Source organism: Stenotrophomonas sp. RIT-551 (genome assembly GCF_026241915.1).
Taxonomy (GTDB): domain Bacteria; phylum Pseudomonadota; class Gammaproteobacteria; order Xanthomonadales; family Xanthomonadaceae; genus Stenotrophomonas; species Stenotrophomonas bentonitica_A.
Genome location: NZ_JAPJIU010000004.1, coordinates 65,433 through 88,836 on the forward strand (window position 1 = coordinate 65,433; position 23,404 = coordinate 88,836).

General features: G+C 68.2%; 22 protein-coding genes. 6 read left to right on the plus strand and 16 right to left on the minus strand.

Going from position 1 to position 23,404, the window contains the following annotated elements; all coding sequences use genetic code 11:
* Positions 1-42 precede the first annotated feature (42 nt).
* Together ORK51_RS06495 and ORK51_RS06500 are read left to right on the plus strand one after the other, a co-directional pair.
* Positions 43-435 carry a c-type cytochrome gene (locus ORK51_RS06495; RefSeq protein ID WP_019183109.1) on the plus strand — a complete coding sequence of 131 codons (393 nt, stop codon included), beginning with the start codon at positions 43-45 and terminating at the stop codon, positions 433-435.
* Between the two features lie 8 nt (positions 436-443).
* On the plus strand, positions 444-905 hold the full coding sequence (locus ORK51_RS06500) for a c-type cytochrome (RefSeq protein ID WP_019183110.1): 462 nt from the start codon (positions 444-446) through the stop codon (positions 903-905).
* 249 nt (positions 906-1,154) lie between these two features.
* Here ORK51_RS06500 and ORK51_RS06505 read toward each other — a convergent pair whose 3' ends face one another.
* The 3 genes from ORK51_RS06505 to ORK51_RS06515 form a co-directional block, all read right to left on the minus strand.
* Complete coding sequence (locus ORK51_RS06505; RefSeq protein WP_070473161.1) at positions 1,155-3,038, minus strand: ATP-binding cassette domain-containing protein; 1,884 nt, start codon at positions 3,036-3,038, stop codon at positions 1,155-1,157.
* Between the two features lie 99 nt (positions 3,039-3,137).
* Positions 3,138-3,515: a hypothetical protein gene (locus ORK51_RS06510; protein WP_266084578.1), complete on the minus strand. Its 378-nt coding sequence runs from the start codon at positions 3,513-3,515 to the stop codon at positions 3,138-3,140.
* Between the two features lie 163 nt (positions 3,516-3,678).
* Positions 3,679-4,557: a LysR family transcriptional regulator gene (locus ORK51_RS06515; RefSeq protein ID WP_266084579.1), complete on the minus strand. Its 879-nt coding sequence runs from the start codon at positions 4,555-4,557 to the stop codon at positions 3,679-3,681.
* A 102-nt stretch (positions 4,558-4,659) separates the two neighbouring features.
* Here ORK51_RS06515 and ORK51_RS06520 point away from each other — a divergent pair, with 102 nt between their 5' ends.
* Complete coding sequence (locus tag ORK51_RS06520) at positions 4,660-5,739, plus strand: YeiH family protein (protein WP_266084580.1); 1,080 nt, start codon at positions 4,660-4,662, stop codon at positions 5,737-5,739.
* A 33-nt stretch (positions 5,740-5,772) separates the two neighbouring features.
* Entirely contained in the window at positions 5,773-7,155 is a 1,383-nt protein-coding gene (dbpA, locus tag ORK51_RS06525) for an ATP-dependent RNA helicase DbpA (protein WP_266084581.1), read from the plus strand.
* Positions 7,156-7,259: 104 nt separating this feature from the next.
* Here the strand turns inward: dbpA and ORK51_RS06530 are convergent, their stop codons facing one another.
* The gene (locus ORK51_RS06530) at positions 7,260-7,796 is read right to left on the minus strand and encodes an adenine phosphoribosyltransferase (RefSeq protein ID WP_261997434.1); all 537 of its coding nucleotides are present in this window, start codon (positions 7,794-7,796) and stop codon (positions 7,260-7,262) included.
* Positions 7,797-8,060: 264 nt separating this feature from the next.
* Between ORK51_RS06530 and ORK51_RS06535 the strand changes: the two genes are divergently transcribed.
* On the plus strand, positions 8,061-10,508 hold the full coding sequence (locus ORK51_RS06535; protein WP_266084582.1) for a membrane-bound PQQ-dependent dehydrogenase, glucose/quinate/shikimate family: 2,448 nt from the start codon (positions 8,061-8,063) through the stop codon (positions 10,506-10,508).
* A gap of 96 nt (positions 10,509-10,604) precedes the next feature.
* Complete coding sequence (locus ORK51_RS06540) at positions 10,605-11,459, plus strand: IclR family transcriptional regulator domain-containing protein (protein ID WP_026069769.1); 855 nt, start codon at positions 10,605-10,607, stop codon at positions 11,457-11,459.
* Between the two features lie 141 nt (positions 11,460-11,600).
* Here the strand turns inward: ORK51_RS06540 and pcaC are convergent, their stop codons facing one another.
* The 12 genes from pcaC to ORK51_RS06600 form a co-directional block, all read right to left on the minus strand.
* Positions 11,601-11,993: a 4-carboxymuconolactone decarboxylase gene (gene pcaC, locus ORK51_RS06545; protein WP_019183118.1), complete on the minus strand. Its 393-nt coding sequence runs from the start codon at positions 11,991-11,993 to the stop codon at positions 11,601-11,603.
* 49 nt (positions 11,994-12,042) lie between these two features.
* Positions 12,043-12,819, minus strand: coding sequence for a 3-oxoadipate enol-lactonase (pcaD, locus tag ORK51_RS06550; protein ID WP_266084583.1), 777 nt, complete (start codon positions 12,817-12,819; stop codon positions 12,043-12,045).
* 24 nt (positions 12,820-12,843) lie between these two features.
* Positions 12,844-14,187 (minus strand): 3-carboxy-cis,cis-muconate cycloisomerase, encoded by a 1,344-nt coding sequence (locus tag ORK51_RS06555; protein ID WP_266084584.1) that lies wholly within the window; start codon positions 14,185-14,187, stop codon positions 12,844-12,846.
* Positions 14,188-14,255: 68 nt separating this feature from the next.
* Entirely contained in the window at positions 14,256-14,819 is a 564-nt protein-coding gene (gene pcaG / locus ORK51_RS06560; RefSeq protein ID WP_026069770.1) for a protocatechuate 3,4-dioxygenase subunit alpha, read from the minus strand.
* Positions 14,820-14,823: 4 nt separating this feature from the next.
* Entirely contained in the window at positions 14,824-15,534 is a 711-nt protein-coding gene (pcaH, locus tag ORK51_RS06565; protein ID WP_019183122.1) for a protocatechuate 3,4-dioxygenase subunit beta, read from the minus strand.
* A gap of 106 nt (positions 15,535-15,640) precedes the next feature.
* Entirely contained in the window at positions 15,641-16,855 is a 1,215-nt protein-coding gene (gene pcaF, locus ORK51_RS06570; protein WP_019183123.1) for a 3-oxoadipyl-CoA thiolase, read from the minus strand.
* Between the two features lies 1 nt (position 16,856).
* A complete protein-coding gene (locus ORK51_RS06575) occupies positions 16,857-17,504 on the minus strand; it encodes a 3-oxoacid CoA-transferase subunit B (protein WP_266084585.1) in 648 nt (215 codons plus the stop codon).
* The gene (locus ORK51_RS06580) at positions 17,501-18,190 is read right to left on the minus strand and encodes a 3-oxoacid CoA-transferase subunit A (RefSeq protein WP_261997429.1); all 690 of its coding nucleotides are present in this window, start codon (positions 18,188-18,190) and stop codon (positions 17,501-17,503) included. The genes ORK51_RS06575 and ORK51_RS06580 overlap by 4 nt, the downstream gene beginning before the upstream one ends.
* 149 nt (positions 18,191-18,339) lie before the next feature.
* Positions 18,340-19,659: an MFS transporter gene (locus ORK51_RS06585; RefSeq protein WP_019183127.1), complete on the minus strand. Its 1,320-nt coding sequence runs from the start codon at positions 19,657-19,659 to the stop codon at positions 18,340-18,342.
* A 49-nt stretch (positions 19,660-19,708) separates the two neighbouring features.
* Positions 19,709-20,560, minus strand: coding sequence for a type I 3-dehydroquinate dehydratase (aroD, locus tag ORK51_RS06590; RefSeq protein WP_266084586.1), 852 nt, complete (start codon positions 20,558-20,560; stop codon positions 19,709-19,711).
* A complete protein-coding gene (locus tag ORK51_RS06595; RefSeq protein WP_266084587.1) occupies positions 20,560-21,855 on the minus strand; it encodes a carbohydrate porin in 1,296 nt (431 codons plus the stop codon). Before ORK51_RS06595 ends, aroD begins: the two co-directional genes overlap by 1 nt.
* 21 nt (positions 21,856-21,876) lie before the next feature.
* A complete protein-coding gene (locus ORK51_RS06600; RefSeq protein WP_266084588.1) occupies positions 21,877-23,388 on the minus strand; it encodes a right-handed parallel beta-helix repeat-containing protein in 1,512 nt (503 codons plus the stop codon).
* Between the last annotated feature and the right edge of the window lie 16 nt (positions 23,389-23,404).

A 23,404-nucleotide genomic window follows, 5' to 3' on the forward strand; every position in this document is an offset into this window, starting at 1 on the left:
CCACGCCGGAACGACCAGACCCGTTTATCGGAAAAGGACATCATGCGCCCGCAGCCGCTCGCCGCTTGTCTCGTTCTGGCCGTCCTCCTGCCCCTCGGGGCCGCCGCACAGGCCGCAACACCCGCTCCTGCAGTCCCTGCCACCCCCGCTCCGGCCGCCACCGCGCCGGCGCCTGCCGCCGTCACCGGCCGGTTCGACAATGGCCGGGTCCTGGCCTATACGTGCCAGGGGTGCCACGGCATCACCGGGTACAAGAACGCCTATCCCAGCTACAAAGTGCCCAAGATCGGCGGGCAGACCCGTGAGTACCTCAGCCAGGCGCTGACCGAGTACCGCCACGGCAAGCGCAAGCATCCGACGATGCAGGCGCAGTCGATGAGTTTCAGCGAACAGGAGATCGCCGATCTCGCTGTTTACCTGTCCACCGTCAAATAAGCGCGCTCATGTCGAAAGCCACGCCACTCCAGCGTTACGCCATCGCCCTGTCCGTTGCCCTGCTGATGACTGCGTGCTCGCAGTCTCAGGTGGAGAACAGCGCAGATTCCGCCGCCGATCCGGGCCACGCCAGTGGTGAACACGGGTCCGGCTCCTCCGCCGGCCTGCCGGCCGGCCGCATCGCCGCCGGTGAGGCGCGTGCCCAGGTCAAGGGCAAAGCCACCGGCCAGAGCTGCATCGATTGCCACGGCGCCGACGGCAACAAGCCGATCGACCCGACCTACCCGAAGCTGGGTGGGCAGTACGGGGATTACCTGGCGCACAGCCTGCAGGCCTACCGGGCGGGGGATCGCCAGCACGCGCTGATGACCCCGCAGGCGACCGACCTGAGCGACCAGGACATCGCCGACCTGGCCGCGTATTTCGGCTCACGCCCAACCCAGTTGCGGGATCTGCACGGCCTGAAATGACGACGGTAGCGCCGACCGTTGGTCGGCGGCCTTCCATCCGGCCCCACGAAGCCCTGCCCGGTAGAGCCGACCGTTGGTCGGCTGCGCTTCGTTCGGGCGCCATGAACCTCTGACGCCAGCCGACCAACGGTCGGCTCTACAGGTGAGGCGACCAACGGTCGGCGTTACGCGTGCGGCGGACCAGCGGTCGGTGCAATACGTCGCGTACCGTCAAGCCGACCAACGGTCGGCTCTACGTCGATCACCGGGTCAGGCGTCCAGTTCTTCCCAGCGCGCGTACGCGGCGTCCAGCTCAGCCTGGACCTTGGCAAGCTTCGCGTTGTGCGCGGCCATGTCGGCGGCGCTGCGCTGATAGAACGCCGGGTCGTTCATCGCGGCGGTGAGGCCTTCGACGTCCTTCTCCAGCGTTTCGATCTTCAGCGGCAGCTGTTCCAGCTCGCGCGCGTCCTTGTAGCTCAGCTTGCGCTTGGCCTCGGCCGGCGCGGCAGCGGCAGCCGCCGCAGCAACCGGCTTGGCCGCCACCACGGGCGCAGCGGCGGCCGCGGCGGCCACGCGTGCAGCGTGGCGCTGCCAATCGGTATAGCCGCCCACGTACTCGCCGACCACGCCGTCACCTTCCATCACCATCGTGGAAGTGACCACGTTGTCCAGGAAGTCACGGTCATGGCTGACCAGCAGCAACGTGCCGGTGTAATCGCTCAGCAGCTCTTCCAGCAGCTCAAGCGTTTCCACGTCCAGATCGTTGGTCGGTTCATCCATCACCAGCAGGTTGGACGGCTGCGCGAACAGCTTGGCCAGCAGCAGGCGGTTGCGCTCGCCACCGGACAAACGGGTGATCGGTGCGCGGGCGCGCTCGGGCGAGAACAGGAAGTCCTGCAGGTAGGCGTGCACATGCTTGCGCTTGCCGTTGAACTCGATGAAATCGCGGCCTTCGGCCACGTTCTCGATCGCGGTCCAGTCTTCGCGCAGCACGGCACGGTACTGGTCGAAATACGCGATCTGCAGGTTGGTGCCGGCGCGCACTTCGCCGCTCTGCGGCTGCAGATCCCCCAGCAGCAGCTTGAGCAGCGTGGTCTTGCCGCTGCCGTTCGGCCCGATCAGGCCGATACGGTCGCCGCGCAGGATCACGGTGCTGAAGTCCTTGACCATCACACGCTCGCCGAAGGCGAACGAGATGTCCTTGACGTCGATGACCTTCTTGCCGGAGTTCTCCGCCTGCGCCGCTTCCATGCGCACGTTGCCGCCCAGTTCGCGGCGCTGCGAGCGATCGTTGCGCATCGCCTTGAGGCGGCGCACACGGCCTTCGTCGCGGGTGCGGCGGGCCTTGATGCCCTGGCGGATCCAGATTTCTTCCTGGGCCAGCAGCTTGTCGAAGCGCGCGTTTTCCTGCGCCTGCGCGTTCATGCGCTCTTCGCGGCGGCGCTCGTAGTTGGCCCAGTCGCCCGGCCAGCTGGTGACCTGGCCGCGGTCGATCTCGACGATGCGGGTGGCCAGTGCACGCAGGAAGCGACGGTCATGGGTGACGAACACCACGCTGCCGTTCCAGTTCTTGAGGAACATTTCGAGCCAGTCGATGGCTTCGATGTCCAGGTGGTTGGTCGGTTCGTCGAGCAGCAGCAGGTCCGGCGAGGACACCAGCGCGCGGCCCAGCAGCACGCGGCGCTTCATGCCGCCGGACAGGCGCGCGAATTCGGCATCGCCGTCCAGGTCGAGCTTGGTCAGGGTTTCGCTGACGCGCTGGTCCAGGCCCCAGCCGTTGGCGGCATCGATCTTGGCCTGCACGGCCGAGAGCGCATCGCCGTCGAAATCCTCGGCCATGCTCAGGTGATGGAACTCGGCCAGCCACTGGCCCAGCTCGCCCAGGCCGTCGGCAACCACATCGAACACGCTGCCGGCGGCACCGTGCGGGACCTCCTGTTCCAGGCGGGTGATGCGCACCCCCTGCTGCACGCGGACTTCGCCGTCATCGGGCTTGTGATCGCCGGACAGCAGTTTGAGCAGGGTCGATTTGCCGGCGCCGTTGCGGCCGATCAGGGCGATACGCTCGCCCGGCTCGATCGACAGTTCGGCTTTTTCCAGCAACAGGGGGCCGCCGACGCTGAAGTCGACGTTTTGCAGAGTAATCAGAGGCATCCGACTATTGTACGGGTTGCCGGGCCTGCCTGGCGGGGTGACGGCCCCCGTAGGGGCGAGATTGCATGACGGGTCGCGTGGCGACAATGTTGCGGCGGATCAGGTTGCAGCCTTGATCCTTCTGACCTCAGGGGTCAATGCAAAGCAGTCCCCCAACGGCTCCCCCTCGATAGACCAGTACTCGATCAGGTCGCGGTGCTCGTGACGGTCTTCGGAAAGCGCAGCCAGCACGGCGGCAATGCTGCGATCCGCCGGTCCAGCGCCAGATGACAGCAGATCATTGCTCACATCAAGCGCGAGGGTCATCAACTCCTTCCTGGCATCCAGTGGATAGCCCCCTGCGTGATACGCCTGCAGGTATCTGTCCAGCCATGCCAGGGTTCGATACTCCTCCGGAAGCTCGTATGCCCAATCCTGGGTGTATGCGTTGCCAGGCGGCAAGCCAAGGTCGCTGCAGAGTCTTTCTATTGCATGCATGTTCCACTCCTGCGGGTCACTACGCGCGGCAAGGCAGAGGGCCACGACGCGCGAAGCGAAGCATGCAGCATCCCCTCCCTGTTTGCTCGAAGACAATGCAGGAGACCGTGAGTCCTTCGGCAGTTCAAGGCAGTTCGTGAAGATCAGCCGACAACAGTCGGCCCTATCCCGATACTTCCCCCAACAACGCCTGCAACCCCGGCAACCATCGCTTGCCGGGGTGGCGTACCAGCCACAGCGTGCGGTGCAGGGCCGGCAAAGGCGTTTCAAGGATGCGCAGGCGGCCGAGGGCCAAGGGTTCTTCCAGGGCATGGCGCGAGAGGCAGGCCAGGCCGAGGCCGGCGATGGCGGCTTGCTTGATGGCTTCGGTATTGCCCAGCTGCAGGGTCTGGGCGAAGCCGCGCAGATGCGGCAGCAATGCCTGTTCGACAGCCTCGCGGGTGCCTGAGCCGGGTTCGCGCAGCAGCCAGCGCGCTGCGCGCAGTTCATCCAGGGACCAGCGCGGGGGCGCATCCGCAGCCGCCACGATCACCAGCGGGTCCTGCTGCCAGGCGGTCACCTGCAGCCCGCGTTCGTGGCATGGGCCTTCGATCAGTCCTGCATCCACGTCCAACCGTTGAACGGCCGCCACCACACCTGCGCTGTTGTCGATGCGCAGATCGACCTCGGCCTGCGGTGCCTGCCGCAGCAGCTCGGCGATACGCGGCGGCAGCAGGTAGTTGCCGATGGTGGTGCTGGCCGCCAACACCAGCCGCAGCGGCGCGCCTTGGGACGGGTCACCGCCTGCCGCCAATTGGCGCTCCAGATCGGCGGCATTGACCAACAGCGCGCGCGCCGGTTCCAGCAAGGCCCGGCCGTGGCCGTTCAACGCCAGGCGACGGCCAATGCGGTCGAACAGCGGCGTGCCGAAGTGCGCTTCCAGCTCCTGCAGGGCGGCGCTGCTGGCGGACTGGGAAAGCGCAATGGCCTGGCCTGCGGCGGTGGTGCTGCCCTGGTCGGCGATGGCAACGAAGACCTGCAGCTGGCGGAGCGTCAGGCGCATGCCAATTACCTGTGTTATGGGTAGGTTTCACCGATATTATTCGTTTTACGGGTCGATCGCATGGATGCAGGCTGTACGCCTCTCTCCCGCATCCCACCCGCCATGAACGCGCCTGCCCTGTCCCCCTGGTCCCTGCCCGCCCTGCGCCAGCGCTGGCAACTGCGCCTGCCCGGCCTGCTGCTGGTCGGCCTGGTGGCGGCGGCGTCGCTGTACCTGGCCGAGCTGCCCTGGTTGCAGGCGCATGGCCTGAGTGCGCTGACCGTCGCCATCGTCGCCGGCATCGTGGTCGGCAACACCTTGTACCCGCCACTGGCCCCCGCCAGCGCGGCGGGCGTTGGCTTCTCCAAGCACTGGCTGCTGCGTGCGGGCATCGTGCTGTACGGCCTGCGCCTGACCTTCCAGGATATCGGCCAGGTCGGTGTCGGCGGGGTGCTGACCGATGCGCTGGTGCTGACCAGTACCTTCGCGCTGGCGTGGTGGGCCGGCACGCGCTGTTTCGGCCTCGACAGGGAGAGCGCCCTGCTGATCGGTGCCGGCAGCTCGATCTGCGGTGCGGCCGCGGTGATGGCGGCCGAGCCGGTGGTGCGCGGGCGCGCGGACCAGGTGACCGTGGCGGTCTCCACCGTGGTGGTGTTCGGCACGCTGGCGATGTTCCTGTATCCGGCGCTGTACCAGCTCAACCTTGCCCACGGGTGGATCCCGATGGACACCCAGGCCTACGGCGTGTTCACGGGCTCGACCGTGCACGAAGTCGCCCAGGTGGTCGCCGCCGGCCGCGCGGTCAGCGAGGGGGCTGCCGACACCGCCGTGATCGCCAAGATGGTGCGGGTGATGATGCTGGCCCCGTTCCTGATCGGGCTGTCGATGCTGCTCGCACGCGGTGGCGTGCCGGGTGCGTGCGGCCAGCGCGCGAAGATCGTGGTGCCGTGGTTCGCGTTCGGCTTCGTCGCGGTGGCCGGGCTCAACTCGCTGCAGATGCTGCCGGCCGCCATCGTCAGCGCGGCGATCGATCTGGACACCGTGCTGCTGGCCATGGCCATGGCCGCGCTTGGCCTGACCACGCATGTGTCGGCCCTGCGCAAGGCCGGGATGAAGCCGCTGCTGCTGGCGCTGCTGCTGTTTGGTTGGCTGCTGGCGGGCGGGCTGGGGATCAACCTGGGCATGCGCGCACTGCTGGGCTGAGGCACGCCGGGCGGACTTCTGCGACACTATCGCATGTCTGAATTCTCCTCCCTGCCGCTGAAACCAGCGCTGCTGCCCGGCATCGATGCCATGGGCTATACCTCGCTCACCCCCGTGCAGGCCCAGAGCCTGCCGGCCATCCTTGAGCGCCGCGATGTCATCGCACAGGCCCCGACCGGCAGCGGCAAGACCGCGGCCTTCGGGCTGGGCCTGCTGCAGGCGCTGGACCCGTCGGTGACCCGCGCCCAGGCGCTGGTGCTGTGCCCGACCCGCGAACTGGCCGACCAGGTCGGCAAGCAGATCCGCAAGCTGGCGACCGGCATTCCGAACCTCAAGCTGCTGGTGCTGACCGGCGGCATGCCGCTGGGCCCGCAGCTGGCCTCGCTGGAAGCGCACGATCCGCAGGTCGTGGTGGGCACCCCCGGGCGCATCCAGGAACTGGGCCGCAAGCGCGTGCTGCACCTGGGCGGCGTCACCACCCTGGTGCTGGATGAAGCCGACCGCATGCTCGACATGGGCTTTGAGGAGCCGATCCGCGAGATCGCCGGGCGCACCAGCAAGGACCGCCAGACGCTGTTGTTCTCGGCGACGTTCCCGGATGAGATCCGCGAGATCGCCCGCGTGCTGCTGCGCGACCCGGTGGAAGTGACCGTGGAAGGCGCCGACCATGCGCCGGCCATCCGCCACCTGTTCTGCGAGACCGAGCTGGCACTGAAGCAGAAGGCGCTGGCCGGCCTGCTGCTCAAGTACACGCCCGAATCGGCCGTGGTGTTCTGCAACACCCGCCGCGATGTCGACGATGTCGCCATTTCGCTGCAGCAGTTCGGCTTCTCCGCGCTGCCGCTGCACGGCGAGATGGAACAGCGCGACCGCGACGAAGTGCTGGTGCGCTTCGCCAACCGCAGCTGCAACGTGCTGGTCGCCAGCGACGTGGCCGCGCGCGGGCTGGATGTGCAGGACCTGGCGGCGGTGATCAATTACGAGCTGCCGACCGACATCGAAACCTATGAGCATCGCGTGGGCCGTACCGGTCGCGCCGGTGCGACCGGCCTGGCGATCAGCCTGGTGACGCATCGCGAGCGCAACCGCGCCGATGCGCTCGAAACCGCACAGGGCAAGCCGCTGGACTGGCAGAAGACGCCGCTGGCCACGGCCCGCCCGCCGGTGCTGCCGCAGGCGGCAATGACCACGCTGCGCATCGATGGTGGCAAGACCGACAAGCTGCGCCCGGGCGACATCCTGGGGGCGCTGACCGGCGATGCCGGGCTGGCCGCCAAGTACATCGGCAAGATCGATATCTATGCCACGCGCTCGTATGTCGCCATTGCGCGCGAGCAGGCCGGCCGGGCGATCGCCCAGCTGGAGGCCGGCAAGATCAAGGGCCGCCGGTTCCGCGTACGCAAGATGGATGTCTGAGCGGTAGAGCCGACCGTTGGTCGGCTGTGCGTTCGCCGGGACATATGAGGTGCCGGCCAGCGGCCGGCACTACCAGTGCCGGCGCGCCCGCGCGGATTTCCGGCTCAATAGACCAGGTTGGCCAGCAGCGGGACGTCACTCGTCCAGCGCTCGCGGCCGCCAAGCCCGGCCAGTTCCACCAGCACGGCCGCACCGACCACCTCGACCTGCAGCTGGCGGGCCAGCGACAACGCCGCCAGCAGCGTGCCGCCCGTGGCCAGCACATCATCGACCACCAGCACGCGGGCGCCGGCCGACAAGGCATCGGCGTGTACTTCAATGCTGTCGGTCCGGTATTCCAGGGTGTAATCCTGGCGCAGCACCTTGCCCGGCAGCTTGCCCGGCTTGCGCACCGGCACGAAGCCCACGCCCAGCACCCGCGCCATGGCCGCGCCGAGGATGAAGCCGCGCGACTCGATCCCCATCACCGCCTGCAGATTGGCATCGCGCCAGGGCGCGACCATCGCATCGATGGCGGCCGCGAAATCCGGGCCGTCGGCGAGCAGCGGCATGATGTCCTTGAACAGGATGCCCGGCTTGGGGAAATCGGCGATGTCGCGCAGGCGGCCGGCCCAGGCGGGCGTGGCGGAAGACTCGGTCATGGGGTTGGAAACGAACAGGGTGGCATAGGGTAAACGCTTCGGCGCGGGGCTGCCGGTCCCCGGCGCCTGGGCATTGCTGCGTTCCAGCAATGACATCGTCCGCTCACCTCGAATTCGCACACACGTGCGATAATCGCCCTAACTGGTTGTTCACCTCGCTTCCGCGATAAGCAGCGAAGCGACCCATGGTCCCCGCCACGCACGGCGCGCGCGGGCCTGACCGGTGCCGGTCGGCACCGGATTTCCTGTAGAGGTTCATGCAACGTGGACGAGAACACGAAACCGTCGGCCCTGGGCCGCACTCTGGTGGTCATTCTTGGCATCGTGGTGATGCTGTTCGGGCTCGCCCTGCTGGTGGGCGGCATCCGCCTGGTCCAGCTCGGCGGCAGCTGGTACTTCCTGCTGATGGGCGGCGGTTCGCTGCTGGCCGGTCTGCTGCTGGTCCTGCGGCGTCCGCTCGGCGCGGCACTGTATGCGGTGGCCTTCATCGCCACCGTGGTGTGGGCCCTGGCCGATGCCGGGCTGGCGTTCTGGCCGCTGGTCTCGCGGCTGGTGATGCCTGCCGTACTGGCGATGCTGATCGCGCTGGCCTGGCCGGCGCTCAAGCGCAGCCGCGGGCAGCCCGCCGGGCGCGGGGCCTATGCTGTCGCTGCCCTGCTGCTGGTTAGCCTGCTGGGCACAGCGGTCTCCGCCTTCCAGCCCCGTCCGGTCGTTACCGCGCAGGGCGCGCGCCCGGCCGTGGTGCCGGTCGCCAAGGGCAGCGAACAGCGCGACTGGATGCACTGGGGCAACACCACGGCCGGCACCCGCTTCGCCGCGCTGGACCAGATCACACCGGCCAATGTGGCCCAGCTGCAGGTCGCCTGGACCGCACACACCGGCGATGTGCCGCAGAGCGATGGCTTCGGCGCCGAAGACCAGCTCACGCCGCTGCAGATCGGGCAGACCCTGTACCTCTGCACGCCGCACAACCGGGTGATCGCGATGGATGTGGACAGCGGCCAGCAACGCTGGGCGTTCGATCCCAAGGCCACCGCACCGAACTGGCAGCGCTGCCGCGGACTGGGCTACTTCGATGCCAGCCTGCCCTTGACTGGCGTACCCACCGTGGCGGCTGCTGCCCCGGCGGCGCCTGCGCCCGAAGCCCCGCAATCACCGGCGGCCGCGGTCGCCGGCAGCGCGCCGGCGATCTGCGAAAAGCGGATCCTGATGACCTCCATCGATGCGCGCCTGTTCGCGCTGGATGCGGCCACCGGCGCGCCGTGCACCGATTTCGGCGACAACGGCGTGGTCGACCTCAAGCAGGGCATGGGCGAGATCAAGCCCGGCTTCTACACCCTCACCGCCGCACCGCTGGTAGCCGGTGAGCTGGTGATCGTGGGCGGCCGCGTGGCCGACAACATCGAGGTCGGCGAGCCCTCCGGCGTGGTGCGCGCCTACAACGTGCGTACCGGTGCGCTGGCATGGGTCTGGGACCTTTCCAGGGAAACCCCCGACGTGCCGCTGGATCCCTCGATCCATTACACCCGGGCCACCCCGAATGTGTGGACCTCGATGGCCTATGACCCGCAGCTGGGCCTGGTCTATCTGCCCACCGGCAACACCACGCCGGACCAGTGGGCCGGCGAGCGCACCCCGCAGGATGACAAGTACAGCTCGGCGGTGGTGGCGCTGGATGTAGCCACCGGTAAAGAGCGCTGGGTGTACCAGACCGTGCATCACGATCTGTGGGATTACGATCTGCCCGCACAGCCGACCCTGACCGACGTGCCCGACGGCAAGGGCGGCACCCTGCCCGCCCTGCTGCAGGTCACCAAGGCCGGGCAGGTGTTCATGCTCAACCGCGCCACCGGCCAGCCGATCACCGAGGTGCGCGACATCAAGGCGCCGCAGGGCAAGGCCGATGGTGAGCGTTATTCCCCGACCCAGCGGCTGTCGGTCGGCCTGCCGCAGATCGGTGCGCAGACCCTGACCGAATCGGACATGTGGGGCGCCACGCCGATCGATCAGATGCTGTGCCGCATCCAGTTCAAGGGCTTCCGTTACGAGGGCATGTTCACCCCGCCGGGCGAAGACCTCGCGCTGCAGTGGCCCGGTTCGCTGGGCGGCATGAACTGGGGCAGCGCATCGGTGGATCCGACCACTGGCTACCTGTTCGTCAACGATATGCGCCTGGGCCTGTGGACCAAGCTCATTCCGCGCGCGCAGATGACCGAAGGCGCCGGCGGCGTGGAAATGGGCGCTGCCTCGCAGACCGGCACGCCGTATGGCTCGCTGCGCGATCGCTTCCTGTCCAAGCTGGGCATCCCGTGCCAGCAACCGCCGTTCGGCACGATGTCGGCGATCAACCTGGCCACCCACGAACTGGTCTGGCAGGTACCGGTCGGCACGGTAAAGGACACCGGGCCGATGGGCATCAAGATGCGCCTGCCGATTCCGATCGGCATGCCGACCCTGGGCGGCTCGCTGGCCACGCAATCGGGTCTGCTGTTCTTCGCGGGCACCCAGGATTACTACCTGCGCGCCTACGACAGCCGCACCGGCGAAGAAGTGTGGAAAGCCCGGCTGCCGGTAGGCAGCCAAGGCACGCCGATCACGTATGTGTCGCCGAAGACCGGCCGCCAGTACGTGGTGATTTCCGCCGGTGGCGCACGCCAGTCGCCGGATCGTGGCGACTACGTGATCGCCTACGCGTTGCCGGCCACGCGCTGATTCGCGCGCGCCACGGTCCACCGACCGTGGCGCGGCGGCTTCGCTTCGCCGCGTGCAGCCCTTACCATGCACGATCACCGAGCACGAACCACCGCCATGTCTGCCGCACCTCCCAGCCGTCGTCCCAAGCGCGCCCCTGCCCCACCGCAGGATCGTGGGCTCAGCCACGAGCTGATGCAGCAGATCCAGGACAACCAGGGCGATCCGGATTTCATGACGTCCCTTGGCCGTGGGCTGGTCGTGCTGAGTGTGTTTTCGCAGCACCCGCGCGAAGTGACGATGTCGCAGATCAGCACCGAAACCGGTATATCGCGCGCGGCCGTGCGGCGCGTGCTGTACACGCTGGAGAAGCTGGGCTACGTGGGTGAGCAGGGCCGTGGCTTCGTGCTGCTGCCGCGCGTACTCGGCATTGGCGGCGCCTACGTGGCCTCTTCGTCGATGACCGCCGCTGCCCAGCCCGTGCTGGATGCGCTTCGCGACGACCTGCATGAGTCGTGCTCGCTGGGCGTGCTCGACGGTGATGATGTGCTTTACGTGGCCCGCGCTGAAACAGTGCGGATCATGTCGATCGGCCTGCGCGCCGGCAGCCGCCTGCCGGCGTACTGCACCTCGATGGGCCGCGTGCTGCTCGCAGCATTGCCGCGCGACACGCTGGAAAGCTACCTGGAGCGCAATCCGTTGCGGCCCCGCACCGAGCGCACCGTCACGCGCATGGAGGACTTCCTGGAGATGCTCGATCGCGTGCGCCGCGATGGTGTTTCCCTGGTGGACCAGGAACTGGAGATCGGCCTGCGCTCGATCGCCGTACCGGTGCATGCGCGCAATGGCACCGTGGTGGGCGCCCTCAACATCGGCACCCAGGCCGGGCGCATCAGCCTGGGCGTCATGCAATCGCAGCTGCTGCCGCGGCTGCGCGAAGCGGCCCAGCGGCTGGGCAATCTGCTGCACTGAAGCGGGGTTGTCTGGCGTTGTGGGGTTGCCGGCCAGCGGCCGGCACTACCAAGGCGGCGATGGCGGCCGTGGCCGGAGATGGCGTCCGTGGGCGGCGATGGCGTTGGTCGCCGGAGATGGCGCCCGTGGCCGGCGATGCCGTCACCCGGTCTGTTCGCCCGCCTGCTCTTCGAGGATCGGCCTGGCCAGCGCGAAGGCGTGATTGGCGGCAGGTACGCCACAGTAGATCGCAGCCTGCAGCAAGGCTTCCTTGATCTCGTCCGGGGTGACGCCGTTGTTGCGGGCCGCGCGGATGTGCAGCTTGAACTCTTCGTCGTGGCCCAGCGCCACCATCATCACGATGGTCAACAGCGAGCGCGTATGCCGCGGCAGGCCCTCGCGCGTCCAGACCGTGCCCCACGCCGTGCGCGTGATGAAGGCCTGGAACTCCTCGGTGAAATCGGTGCGTGCCTGCAGCGAGCGCTCTACGTGCGCGTCACCGAGCACGGCGCGGCGTACGGCGAGACCGGCTTCGTATCGTTCCTGTTCGTCCATTGTGGGCTGCTCGTTGTGAGGTGGGGGCGTGACGACCATCGGTGGCCGGTCAGCGAAGATGGGCGGCGAGCGCTGCGGTGAACGCCTCGGCGGATTCGATGTTGCAGATGTGGCGCCCGGGCACCGCGATGGCGCGACCATCGGCCACACCCTGCGCGATGGCGTCCAGATCCGCCGGCGGGCACACCGGATCATCATCGCCGGCGATCGCCAGTGTCGGCACCTGGATGCGCCCCAGCTGCTCGCGGAAGTCGGCCGTGGCCACGGCATGGCAGCAGCCGATGTAACCGCCCAGGTCCGTGGCAACGAAGCGCTGCAGGATGTCCTCCACCACGGCCGGCGCCGCGTGCGCGAAGGCCGGGGTGAACCAGCGCTCGGCCGTTCCCTCGCGCAGCGGCAGCAGGCCGTCGCGTTGTACCTGCTCAATGCGTGTGTTCCAGCTTTCCAGCGTGCCAATCTTCGCGGCCGTGGCGGCCACGGTCAGCGTGTGCAGGCGCTCACCGGCATGCACACCCAGCCATTGCCCGGTCAGCCCGCCGATGGAAAGCCCGCAGAAATGGCTGCGCTCCACACCCAGGTGGTCCCACAGCGCCACCACGTCCGCGCCCAGCCCGGCGACGCTGTACAGGCCCGGGGCGGCGCTGGACTGGCCATGCCCGCGGCGGTCATAGCGCAGGATACGGAACCGTGCCGACAGCGCATCGACTTGCCGGTCCCACATGTGCAGGTCGGTGCCCAGCGAGTTGCAGAACGTCAGCCACGGCGCATCGACCGCTCCATCGATGCGGTAATGCAGGCGGTGCGATTCCAGCTCAAGAAACGGCATGCAACACTCCAGAAAATGATTGGATCAACGCTGCGCCAGTACGCGGTCGATCCAGGTATCGGCCATCCCCCGCCAGCTGTCGGGTGCGAACAAAGCGTCCAGTTGCGTGGGCGACAACTGCGCGGTGACCTCGGGGATCTGCGCGAGCACGTCACGCAGGTGCTGGTGCTGCGCAAGCGCTTGGCGCGCGGCGTGTTCCACCAGCGCGTGTGCCGCGGACTTTCCCATTACTTCGGCCAGCGACACCGCCACCGCCTCGGCATAGAGCAGGCCGCCGTGGCTGTCCAGGTGCTGCTGCATGCGTGCGCGGTCAAGCTGCAGGCCCTGCACCACTCCCGTTACCTGGGCCAGGCTGCCAGCGCACAGGCGCACGATCTCGGGCACGGTTTCCCACTCGGCATGCCACTGCCCAGCGGCGCGCTCGTGCGGCTGCGGCATCGCCACGAACAGCGTGGACAGCAGGCCCGGCACCCGGCTGGCCGCCGCGATCGCCGCCACGCAGCCGACCGGGTTGCGCTTGTGCGGCATGGCCGAAGAACCGCCCTTGCCCTCGCCGGCCGGCTCGAAGGCCTCGGCCACTTCGGACTGCATCAGCAGCACGATATCGGTGGCGATCTTGCCCAGCGTGCCGGTCAACAAGGCGAACGCGCTGCCGAACTCGGCCACGCGATCGCGTGCGGTGTGCCAGGGCAAGGAAGGCACCGGCAACCCAAGCTCCTCGCCCAGCGCCTGGGCCACGTCCAGGCCGCGCGTCTGCAGCGATGCCAACGTGCCCGCGGCACCGCCGAACTGCAGCACCAGCGTATCGGCATGCAGGGCCTGCAGGCGACGCCGGCTGCGCTGCAGTGCATCGAGCCAGCCGGCGGCCTTCAGGCCGAAGGTCACCGGCACCGCCTGCTGCAGCAGCGTGCGGCCGGGCAAACCGGTACCGCGCTCGGCATCGGCCAATCCCGCCACGGCATCGCAGAGCAGTTGCAGGCGGTCCTGCACCCAGCCCAGTGCGGCGCGCAACTGCAGCACCGCGCCGGTGTCGATGATGTCCTGGCTGGTCGCGCCCCAATGCACCCACCGCGCTGCCTCGGCGCTGTCGCGTGCCACCTGCGCGGTCAACGCCTTGACCAGCGGAATGGCGGGATTGCCGGCCAGCGCCGTTGCACGGCCCAGCGCTGACACGTCATACAGCGCGGCCTGGCACGCCGCTTCGATCGGCCCCAACGCCGCGGCGGGGATCACCGCACAGCGCACCTGCGCCCGTGCGAGCGCGGCTTCAACATCGAGCATCGCCTGCAACCGCGCGGTGTCGGTGAACACCGCATCGACCTCCGGCGCACCGAACAGGCCACCGAGCAGGGAGTAGGAATCGCTCATCACGCGCCATCCATTCACAGTAGGAACCAGCTTACCCGCGCGCGGTCGGCGCGACGTGCAGGGCGGGCTCAGTAATCAAAGAAGACCGTTTCCAGCTCACCCTGCATGCGCACGTCCCAGTGGTACAGGCCATTGCCCTGGGCCTGTGCGATGAGGGTGGCGCGGCGCTCGGCCGGCACCAGGGCCAGGATCGGATCCTCGGCATTGCCGGGGGCGTCGCTGAAATACAGGCGCGCACTGGCCGCCCGCAGCAGGCCGCGCATGAACACCAGCACCATCAGGTGCGGCGCCTGCGCCTGGCCCTTTGGCCCTGCGACGCTGCCCGGGCGCACCGTGGTGAAGGCAAAGCGCCCCTGCTCATCGGTCGGCACTCGGCCCCAGCCGTCGAACGCCGGATCGTGATCGGCATGCCGCGGGTCTTCCGGGTGCGCATAGATGCCCTGCGCATCGGCCTGCCAGATTTCCAGCACGGCATCGGACACGGGAACGCCCAGGCCATCGAACACCTGCCCCTGGACCTGCACGCGCTCACCCTGCGCCTGTGCCGGTGCGATATCGGTGCGGTACAGCGGTTCCAGGCCCAGGCGGTAGTACGGGCCCACGGTTTGCCACGGAGTGGATTGGAAACTCATCTGCTTACTCCCACACGGTCATTTTGCGGCCGCGCAGGACGATATCGAAACGATAGCCCAGCGCGAATTCGTTCTCGGTGTTTTCCCAATCGAACGAGGACACCATGCGCGCGCGGGCCTTGTCGTCGTCCACGCAGTTGTAGATCGGATCGAACGCCAGCAGCGGATCGCCGGGGAAATACATCTGGGTGACCAGACGCTGCCCGATGCCCTCGCCATGCAGCGAGAAATGGATGTGTGCCGGCCGCCACGCGTTGAAGTGGTTGCGCCACGGGTACGCCCCCGGCTTGATGGTGGTGAAGCGGTAGCGGCCGTGATCATCGGTGAGCACCTGGCCGGTACCGGTGAAGTTGGGGTCCAGCGGTGCGTCGTGCTGGTCGCCCTTGTGCAGGTAGCGGCCGGCGGCGTTGCACTGCCACACCTCGACCACGCGGTTGCGGACCGGGCGCCCGTTCTCATCCAGCACCCGGCCACTGACCACGATGCGCTCGCCCAGCGGCTGGCCCTTGAAGCCGGCGGTCAGGTCGGCCGCGTGCTTGCCCAGGGTGATGCGGTCCAGGGCGGGCCCGGTCACTTCGGACAACGTGGCCGGAATCCGGATCGGATCGCGGCCCGGGCCGCGCAGGCGCGTGGAGGCATACGGCAGATGGATGCGGTCCGGCTGGGTGCCGGGATACGGCCTGCGGTAACCGCGCAGGTCAGTGGGATCGCTCATGGCGTACTCCAGTTGGCGGGCGGCCGGAAGACCGCGGCTGTGGTGCTACGGCACGCTGCCACGCCGAGGCGACAGCGGCCGTGAAGCGGAAAAGTGGAAAAGGGATTCAGACGCGCTCGATCGCCAGCGCCACGCCCTGGCCGACACCGATGCACATGGTGGCCAGGCCGCGTCGGCCACCGCTGGCCTCCAGCTGGCGCAGCAGTGTGAGTGCCAGCCGCGCGCCGCTCATGCCCAGCGGATGACCGAGCGCGATGGCGCCGCCGTTGGCATTGACGTGCGCGGCATCATCGGCGAGCCCAAGCTCGCGCAGGCAGGCCAGCCCCTGCGAGGCGAAGGCCTCATTGAGCTCGATCGCATCGAAATCGCCGATGCCCAGGCCCAACCGGGCCAGCAGGCGCCGCGTGGCCGGCACCGGACCCATGCCCATGATCGCCGGCTCCACGCCGGCGCTGGCAAACCCGAGGATGCGCGCGCGCGGCGTCAGCCCCAGCGCCTGTACCTGCGCACCGGAGGCCAGCAGCAATGCGGCCGCACCATCGTTGATGCCCGAGGCATTGCCGGCCGTGACGGTGCCGGGCTGGCGGAACAGCGGCTTGAGCCTGGCCAGCGCCTCGATCGTGGTATCGGCACGCGGGTGTTCGTCGTGCGCCACGCGCACGCTTTCGCCGCGCTTGCGGCCCGGCGCATCGACCGCGACGATCTCGCCCTCGAAGAATCCGCGCTGCTGGGCCGCAGCGGTGCGCTGCTGGCTGCGCAGCGCAAAGGCATCCTGGTCCTCGCGCGAGATCGCGTAGCGCTCGGCGACATTTTCCGCGGTCTGGCCCATGGTTTCCACGCCGTGCAGCTCGCGCAGGCGCGGGTTGATGAAGCGCCAGCCCATGGTGGTGTCTTCCAGGGTCTGGTCACGCGCGAACGCGGCCCCCGGCTTGCCCATCACCAGCGGCGCACGCGACATCGATTCGACCCCGCCGGCGATGGCCAAACCTAGTTCGCCAGCGGCGATGCCGCGGGCCACCGTGCCGATCGCATCCAGGCCCGAGCCGCACAACCGGTTGACGGTGCTGCCCGGCACGCTGACCGGCAGACCGGCCAACAGCAGGCTCATCCGTGCCACGTTGCGGTTGTCCTCGCCGGCCTGGTTGGCACAGCCCAGGTACACCTCGTCGATCAGCGCCGGATCCAGCTGCGGGTGACGTGCCAGCAGCGCCTTGATCGGAAGCGCGCCCAGGTCGTCGGCACGGATGCCGGACAGCGCACCGGCATAACGGCCGATCGGGGTGCGGATACCATCGACGATATAGGTTTCGTGCAGGCTCATGTCAGGCTCCTTCACGCATCTGTAGTGGCAGGCCGGTCAGCTCGCACAGCTGCGCCAGCGTCACCCCGTCGACCATCTCCAGCACGGTCGCGCCGTCCTTGCCCAGGTCGAACACGGCGACATCGGTATACACCCGCGAGACGCAGCGCAGCCCGGTCAGCGGGTAACTGCATTCGCCCACCAGCTTGCTCTGCCCCTGCTTGGTGAGCAGGTCCATCATCACGAAGACCTGCTTGGCGCCAATCGCCAGATCCATGGCACCGCCTACCGCCGGAATCGCATCGGCCGCACCGGTGCTCCAGTTGGCCAGGTCGCCCTGCGCCGAGACCTGGAAGGCACCGAGCACGCAGATATCCAGGTGGCCGCCTCGCATCATCGCGAACGAATCGGCATGGTGGAAATAGCAACCACCGGTGAGCAGGGTGACCGGCTGCTTGCCGGCGTTGATCAGGTCCGGGTCCTCATCACCGGCGGCCGGTGCCGGGCCCATGCCCAGCAGCCCGTTCTCCGACTGCAGGAAGATCTCCTTGTCGGCCGGCAGGAAGTTGGCCACCGTGGTCGGCAGCCCGATGCCCAGATTCACGTAGGCACCTTCGGGGATATCCCGCGCGACGCGGGCGGCCATCTGTTCGCGGCTGAGGCGGTTCATGCGCGCACCCCTGCACCGGTGGACGCGGGAAGTTCGACCACCCGCTGCACGAAGATCCCCGGGGTCACCACCGCCTCGGGATCGAGTTCACCCAGCGGCACCACCGATTCCACCTGGACGATCGCACAGCGCGCGGCCATCGCCATCAGCGGGCCGAAATTGCGCGCGGTCTTGCGGTAGACCAGGTTGCCCCAGCGGTCGCCATGGTGCGCTTTGATCAAGGCGAAGTCGGCATGCAGCGGATACTCGAGCACGTAATGGCGGCCGTCGATTTCGCGGGTTTCCTTGCCTTGTGCAAGCTCGGTGCCGTAACCGGTGGGGGTGAAGATCGCGCCCAGCCCCGAGCCGGCCGCATGGATGCGCGCGGCCAGGTTGCCCTGCGGCACCAGCTCCAGCTCGATCTCGCCGGCGCGGTAGGCCGCATCGAAATGCTGCGAATCGGACTGGCGTGGGAACGAACAGATGATGCGACGCACGCGCTTGTGCTGGATCAGTGCGGCCAGCCCGCTGTCGCCGTTGCCGGCGTTGTTGTTGATGATGGTCAGCCCGCGCGCGCCCTGCGCGATCAGGGCATCGATCAGCGCGTCGGGCATGCCGGCGGTACCGAAGCCGCCGATCATCACCGTTGCGCCGTCGTGGATATCGGCCACCGCTGCGTCAGCGCTGGCCACGGTCTTGTCGATCACTGCATTGCTCCTTGCCACGCGCTGCGATGCGCGGCCACCTGCGGGAAGACTCTGGAGGTGACCATGGTGCGCAGCGCACTGCGCAGGGTCAATCCGATATTCGGCCACCTGATTCGATAATCGCACATCATCGTCGTGCGCCGCGGCGCTCAGGTACGCGTCTGGCCAACGCCGACGCGCAGGCCCAGGCAGGCCCACGCAGCCAGTGCCAGCGGCAGCGCGCACAGCACGTACAGCGCCGCCGGCGACCACCCTGCATCGACGAGCAGGCCAACACTCAGCGGCGAGAGAATCGCGCCGACACGCCCGATGCCGATCGCCCAGCCAAGGCCGGTGGTGCGCACGTCCGCCGCGAACACCACCGGCGCGGCCGCATACAGCCCGGCCATCGCACCGAACAGCGCTGCGCCGATGACGAACGCGATCGGGAAGGCGATCTCCAGGCGGGTGTTGAAGGCGGCGAACAGCAGCATCGCCAGCATGGCCAGCACCAGGCTGGCGGCGGTCAGCCGCGACAGTGCCCAGCGCGAGGCGAGCCAGCCGAAGAGGCTGCCCCCCACGATGCCCCCGAGATTGAGCAGCACGCCGCCGGTGATGCCCTGCTGCGCCGAGACGCCGGCCGAGACCAGCAGTTTCGGGGTCCAGCTCAGGACGAAGTAGAACGCAAACATGTGCAGGAAGAAGGCCAGCGCGATCAGTACCGCCACCCGGCGCAGGTCGCCCACGAACAGTGCGGCATAGCCTTTGCGTCCATCGGCGCGCACCGGTGCCGGCGGCAGTGCCTGCAGCGCCGGCATGCGCATGCGCACCAGCAACGCATTGAGTCGCGGCAAGGCATCTTTCGGCCGCCGCGCGACCAGGAAGTCCAGCGATTCGGGCAGGCAGGCCAGCACCAGCGGAATGCACAGCAGCGACGCACCGGCGCCGATCAGGAACACGCTGTGCCAGCTGAAATGCTCCAGCATCCACGCCGCCAGCAGGCCGCCGAGGGTGGCCCCGATGGGATACCCGGTGGCCTGCATCGCCACGGCCGTGCTGCGCCATTTGGCGTTGGCATACTCGGCCGTGATCACCCCTACCCCGGCCAGCATGCCGCCGATGCCGATGCCGGTAAACACACGCAGTGCCGCAAGCTGCCAGGCATTCGCGGCCAGCGCCGATGCGGCCATGCCCACGGTCAGGATGACCAGGCAGAGCATGATCATCGGCCGGCGGCCCCAGCGGTCGGCCAGCGGCGCGAGCAGGAACGAGCCCAGTGCCATCCCGACCAGGCCCGCACTGAGCATGATGCCCAGCACCTTGCCCGACAGCCCCCAGTCGGCCGATACGTGCGGCGCGGTGAAGGCCATCACCATCACATCGAAGCCATCGAGCATGTTCAACAGCACGCAGATCGCGATGGCGGTCCACTGGAAGGGGCTCATCCGCTCGAGCACGAGCGGGGAAGCGGAGGCGGCGGCATGGCTCATACAAGGGTCCTGCGACAACGTGATGCGGAGGGTGTCCGGCGGGGAGGTCTCAACGACCGGCCTGGCTGGAGGCATGGATGACCTGGAGCACCGACTGCAGCTGGTCGACCTCGACCTGGCCCGGGGCCGAAGGCGTGCCGATCATGCCGAAGGTCAGTGCCTGGCCGAAGGTCTCACCGGCCAGCCGGGAGACCACGCCGGTCCCGCCCATGGACATGGTCAGCAGCGGCTTGCTGCTGCGCTGGCGGACCTGCCAGGTAGCATCCAGCAGGGTGAGCACATCACCCGCGTCGTGCGGCATCACCGCGATCTTGAGCACGTCCGCACCCATCGCATCCTGCCGCAGCAGCCGCGCGACGATTTCCTCGCGGGCGGGCGTGGCGTGGAAGTCGTGGCTGGACATCACCACCTTCACCCCGGCCTTGTGTGCCTGCTCGACCAGGGCCGTGACCCGGGCCGGGTCGCGGAACATCTCCACGTCGATCAACTGGGCGAACTGGCCACGCAGCAGCGTGGTGTACAGCGCGGCATAGTCTGCATCGCTGATCGGCTTGCTTCCGCCTTCGGCCTGGGTGCGGAAGGTGACGATCATCGGCTTGCCGTCCAGCGTGCGCGCGATGCGCTTGCCGAGCGCGACCAGCGCCTTGCCGTCGGTGGCGATGTCCAGGTAATCGATGCGCCACTCGGCCAGGTCGGTGGCCGGGCTGGCCGCGATCGCCGCCGCCTGCTGCAGCGCCAGTTCGGCGGTGGCACCGGTGATCGGCACGATGGTGCGCGGCGCGCCTTCACCGATGCGCAGCGCACCGACCTGCAACGGCGTCACCGCCGGTGGGGCGGCCTGCGCAACGGATGCCACGCCGCCCAGCACGGCGGCCAACAGATAGGGAGTGAACACGCGCATCAGAAGGTGACCTTGGTCTGTACACCCAACGCCCAGGCGTTGTCGGTGCGGGTATAGGCGAACGTGCCGGGATTGACGATGTACTGCACGTCCGGGCGGATCATCAGCCAGGGCGTGACCTGGATGCTGTAGGACAGCTCGAACAGTTCTTCTGCCTGGCTGAGCTGGTACAGCGGCGAATCGCCCGGCACGCCCATGCCGACGAGATCGGCGCGGCGCGCATCGACCAGGCGGCGGTTGATGTCCGCACCGACATAGCCCAGCGCGATGCTGTCCTGCGCGCGCGCGCCGATGCCCTGGTAGACACCGCCCAGCGCGTACCAGCGCCGGATCTGCGCGGTATCGGTATCGGACACCATGTACTGCGCGAACGCGGTCAGCCCGCGCTGCGGATCCCCTGCTTCGCGGGTCAGGCGCTGCTCGGCCAGCACGTAGGCACCGTGGCGCCCCGTGGTCGGCGAGGTATCCATGCCACGCTGGTTGACCCGTGAGGTGTCGTAGTAGCCACCGAACTTGTACACGCCCGGATGGGCGCCGCCCTTGTCCGGCGTCCAGGTCACCTCCACCGGGAACAGCGAGCCGGTGGTACCCGAGACGAACGGACGGAAGGCATTGCGTTCGATGTTGCCGCCCAGATTGGGGTTGACCTGGAACCAGCCGGTGCGCACGTTCAGCGCCGGGCTGACCTGCTGGGCCACTTCACCGCCCCACCGCGCCGTGGGGTAGTTGTACCAGCCACTGTTGCCGGACATCGCCAGCGGATGCGCACAGAACGCCGCATTGACGAAGTGGGTCAGCAGGCTGTGCAGGCCGAACTGGTTGCCCATCGCGTAGTAGCCCAGCTTGAAATACGACTGGCCGGCGTTGAAGGTCTGGTCGTAGCTGGCTTCGGTGAGGCGGGTGTACTGGCCACCGTAGGCCTCCTGGATCGGGAAGCGGTTGCCGACCAGATCGGCCGAAGTGCTGTTGCCGCGACGGTCGTTGAGGGTGACGTGGAACGCACCGCCGCTCCATCCGGCCAGTGTGCCCATGTCCAGATCCACGCCCACGCGCACCTGCTGGGCATAGCGCGCGCCGGTTCGGCCATAACCGCCGTCGACCACGCCCATCGCCTCGCCGACATAGTCGCCGCGGAAGCGGATGCCACGTTCGTCCAGCGCGGTGCGGGTGCCACCCCAATCGCCGGTGAGGGTGGCGCCGTCGTAGCGGTTGGCGGACTGTGCGGCGGCCAGCGCCGGGCACAGCAGCGCCGTGGCGACCAGCGTGGACAGAGAGGTTCGGATCAGAGCAGCCATGGGTGTGTCTCGAAGAGGGAATCAGCGCAACGACAGCGGCGCGCTGAGGGGCGAGGTCGCGCCCAGCGCGGAAGTCGCGGTGGCGGTCACGGTGGCGATCTCGGCCGTCTCGCCGGTGGTCGGCAGCGCCAGCGTGAAGCGGCCCTGCCCCCGCGCATCGGTGAGCGCCTCGACCGTGCCGAGCAGGCGTTCGGCTTCGCGACCGAAGGCGGCACGGTTGCCGAACACTTCCACCTGATAGCGCTGCCCGGCCACGCCGTGAAGCACACCTTGAACCGTGCGCGCGGCACCACTGCCCTGCACCGCCTGCAACGTCGGCGCGGCCTGGCCGAGATTTGGCGCCGGTTGGCACTCGGCCTGGCCCGGCGCGGTACAGATGCGCGCGCGCTTGGCCGGATCATTCTCCACTCCCCGCCCGCGCGAACCGATGAAGCTGGCGTGCTCCAGCCCCGGCACACCGAACACGATCGCACCGCGCGCCTGGCCCGTGACGCAGGCACCACCGGCTTCACAGCGCTCGATCTTCAGCCCGTTGCCGAATATCCGGTTGGCGCTGAACCGGTTCGGTGCGCTGACCGGCTGGGGTCGCACGGCAATGCCGATCCCGTTGCCGGTGATCGTGTTGCCGTCGACCACGTTTTCGCTGCCGGTGATGCTCAGCCCGATCGAGTTGCCGCTGAAGGTGTTGGCCGCGATGTGGTTGCGGTTGCCCCAGTTGATCTGCAGGCCATCGGAGTAATCGACGAAGCGGTTGCGTACCACTGTGTTGTCGTTGCCCCACAGGATCTCGATGCCCTGCGACGGTTCGGGATTGGCCGCCGTGGACTGGAACAGGTTGTCGGCCACCAAGTTCCAGGCGGCACCACGGGTCAGCTCCAGCCCATCGCCGTTATCCACGAACTGATTGCGTACGATCCGGTTGTGCACCGTGGTGGTGGCCGTGGACTGGCCCTTGCCATCGTCGCCGGTGAGCATGATCCCGGCACCGCCCTTGTTGGCGACGATGCGGTTGTCATGGATCTCGTTGTGGCTGCTGCGGTTGATCAACACGCCGATGCAGAAGTTCCGGACTTCCAGCCCGGTCAGTTCCACGCCGCGGGTATCGCGCAGGACCAGCCCCGGCAACGTAGTGGTACGCACGTTGGTGCCGGACTGGCCGGGTTCGGCCCCCGGGCAGGCATCGGTGCCGGTACCGGTGACGTAGGCCGAGCCGTCGATGGCGACGTACTGGCCATCGCGTGCCCACGACGTACCGACGATCTGCACCGGCCCGACGATCTCCGGCAGCGGCGTGGCCGGACGGATCACGTAGGGGGCGTTGCCCACCGCGGCAATCTCGATCCGGTAGCGCCCCGGCGCCTGGTTGGCGGTACTGATCGCCCAGCGCAGCGAACCCGGGTTGGCATCATCGGCATAGCGCTCCACCCGCAGCACCTCCAGTGACGTGCGCGCAGGCTCGGCCTGGAAGGCCTGCGCCAGCGATGGCAGCACGGCAAGCAGGGACAGGGAAACAGCAGACAGACGGCAACGCATGCGCATACTCCGCACA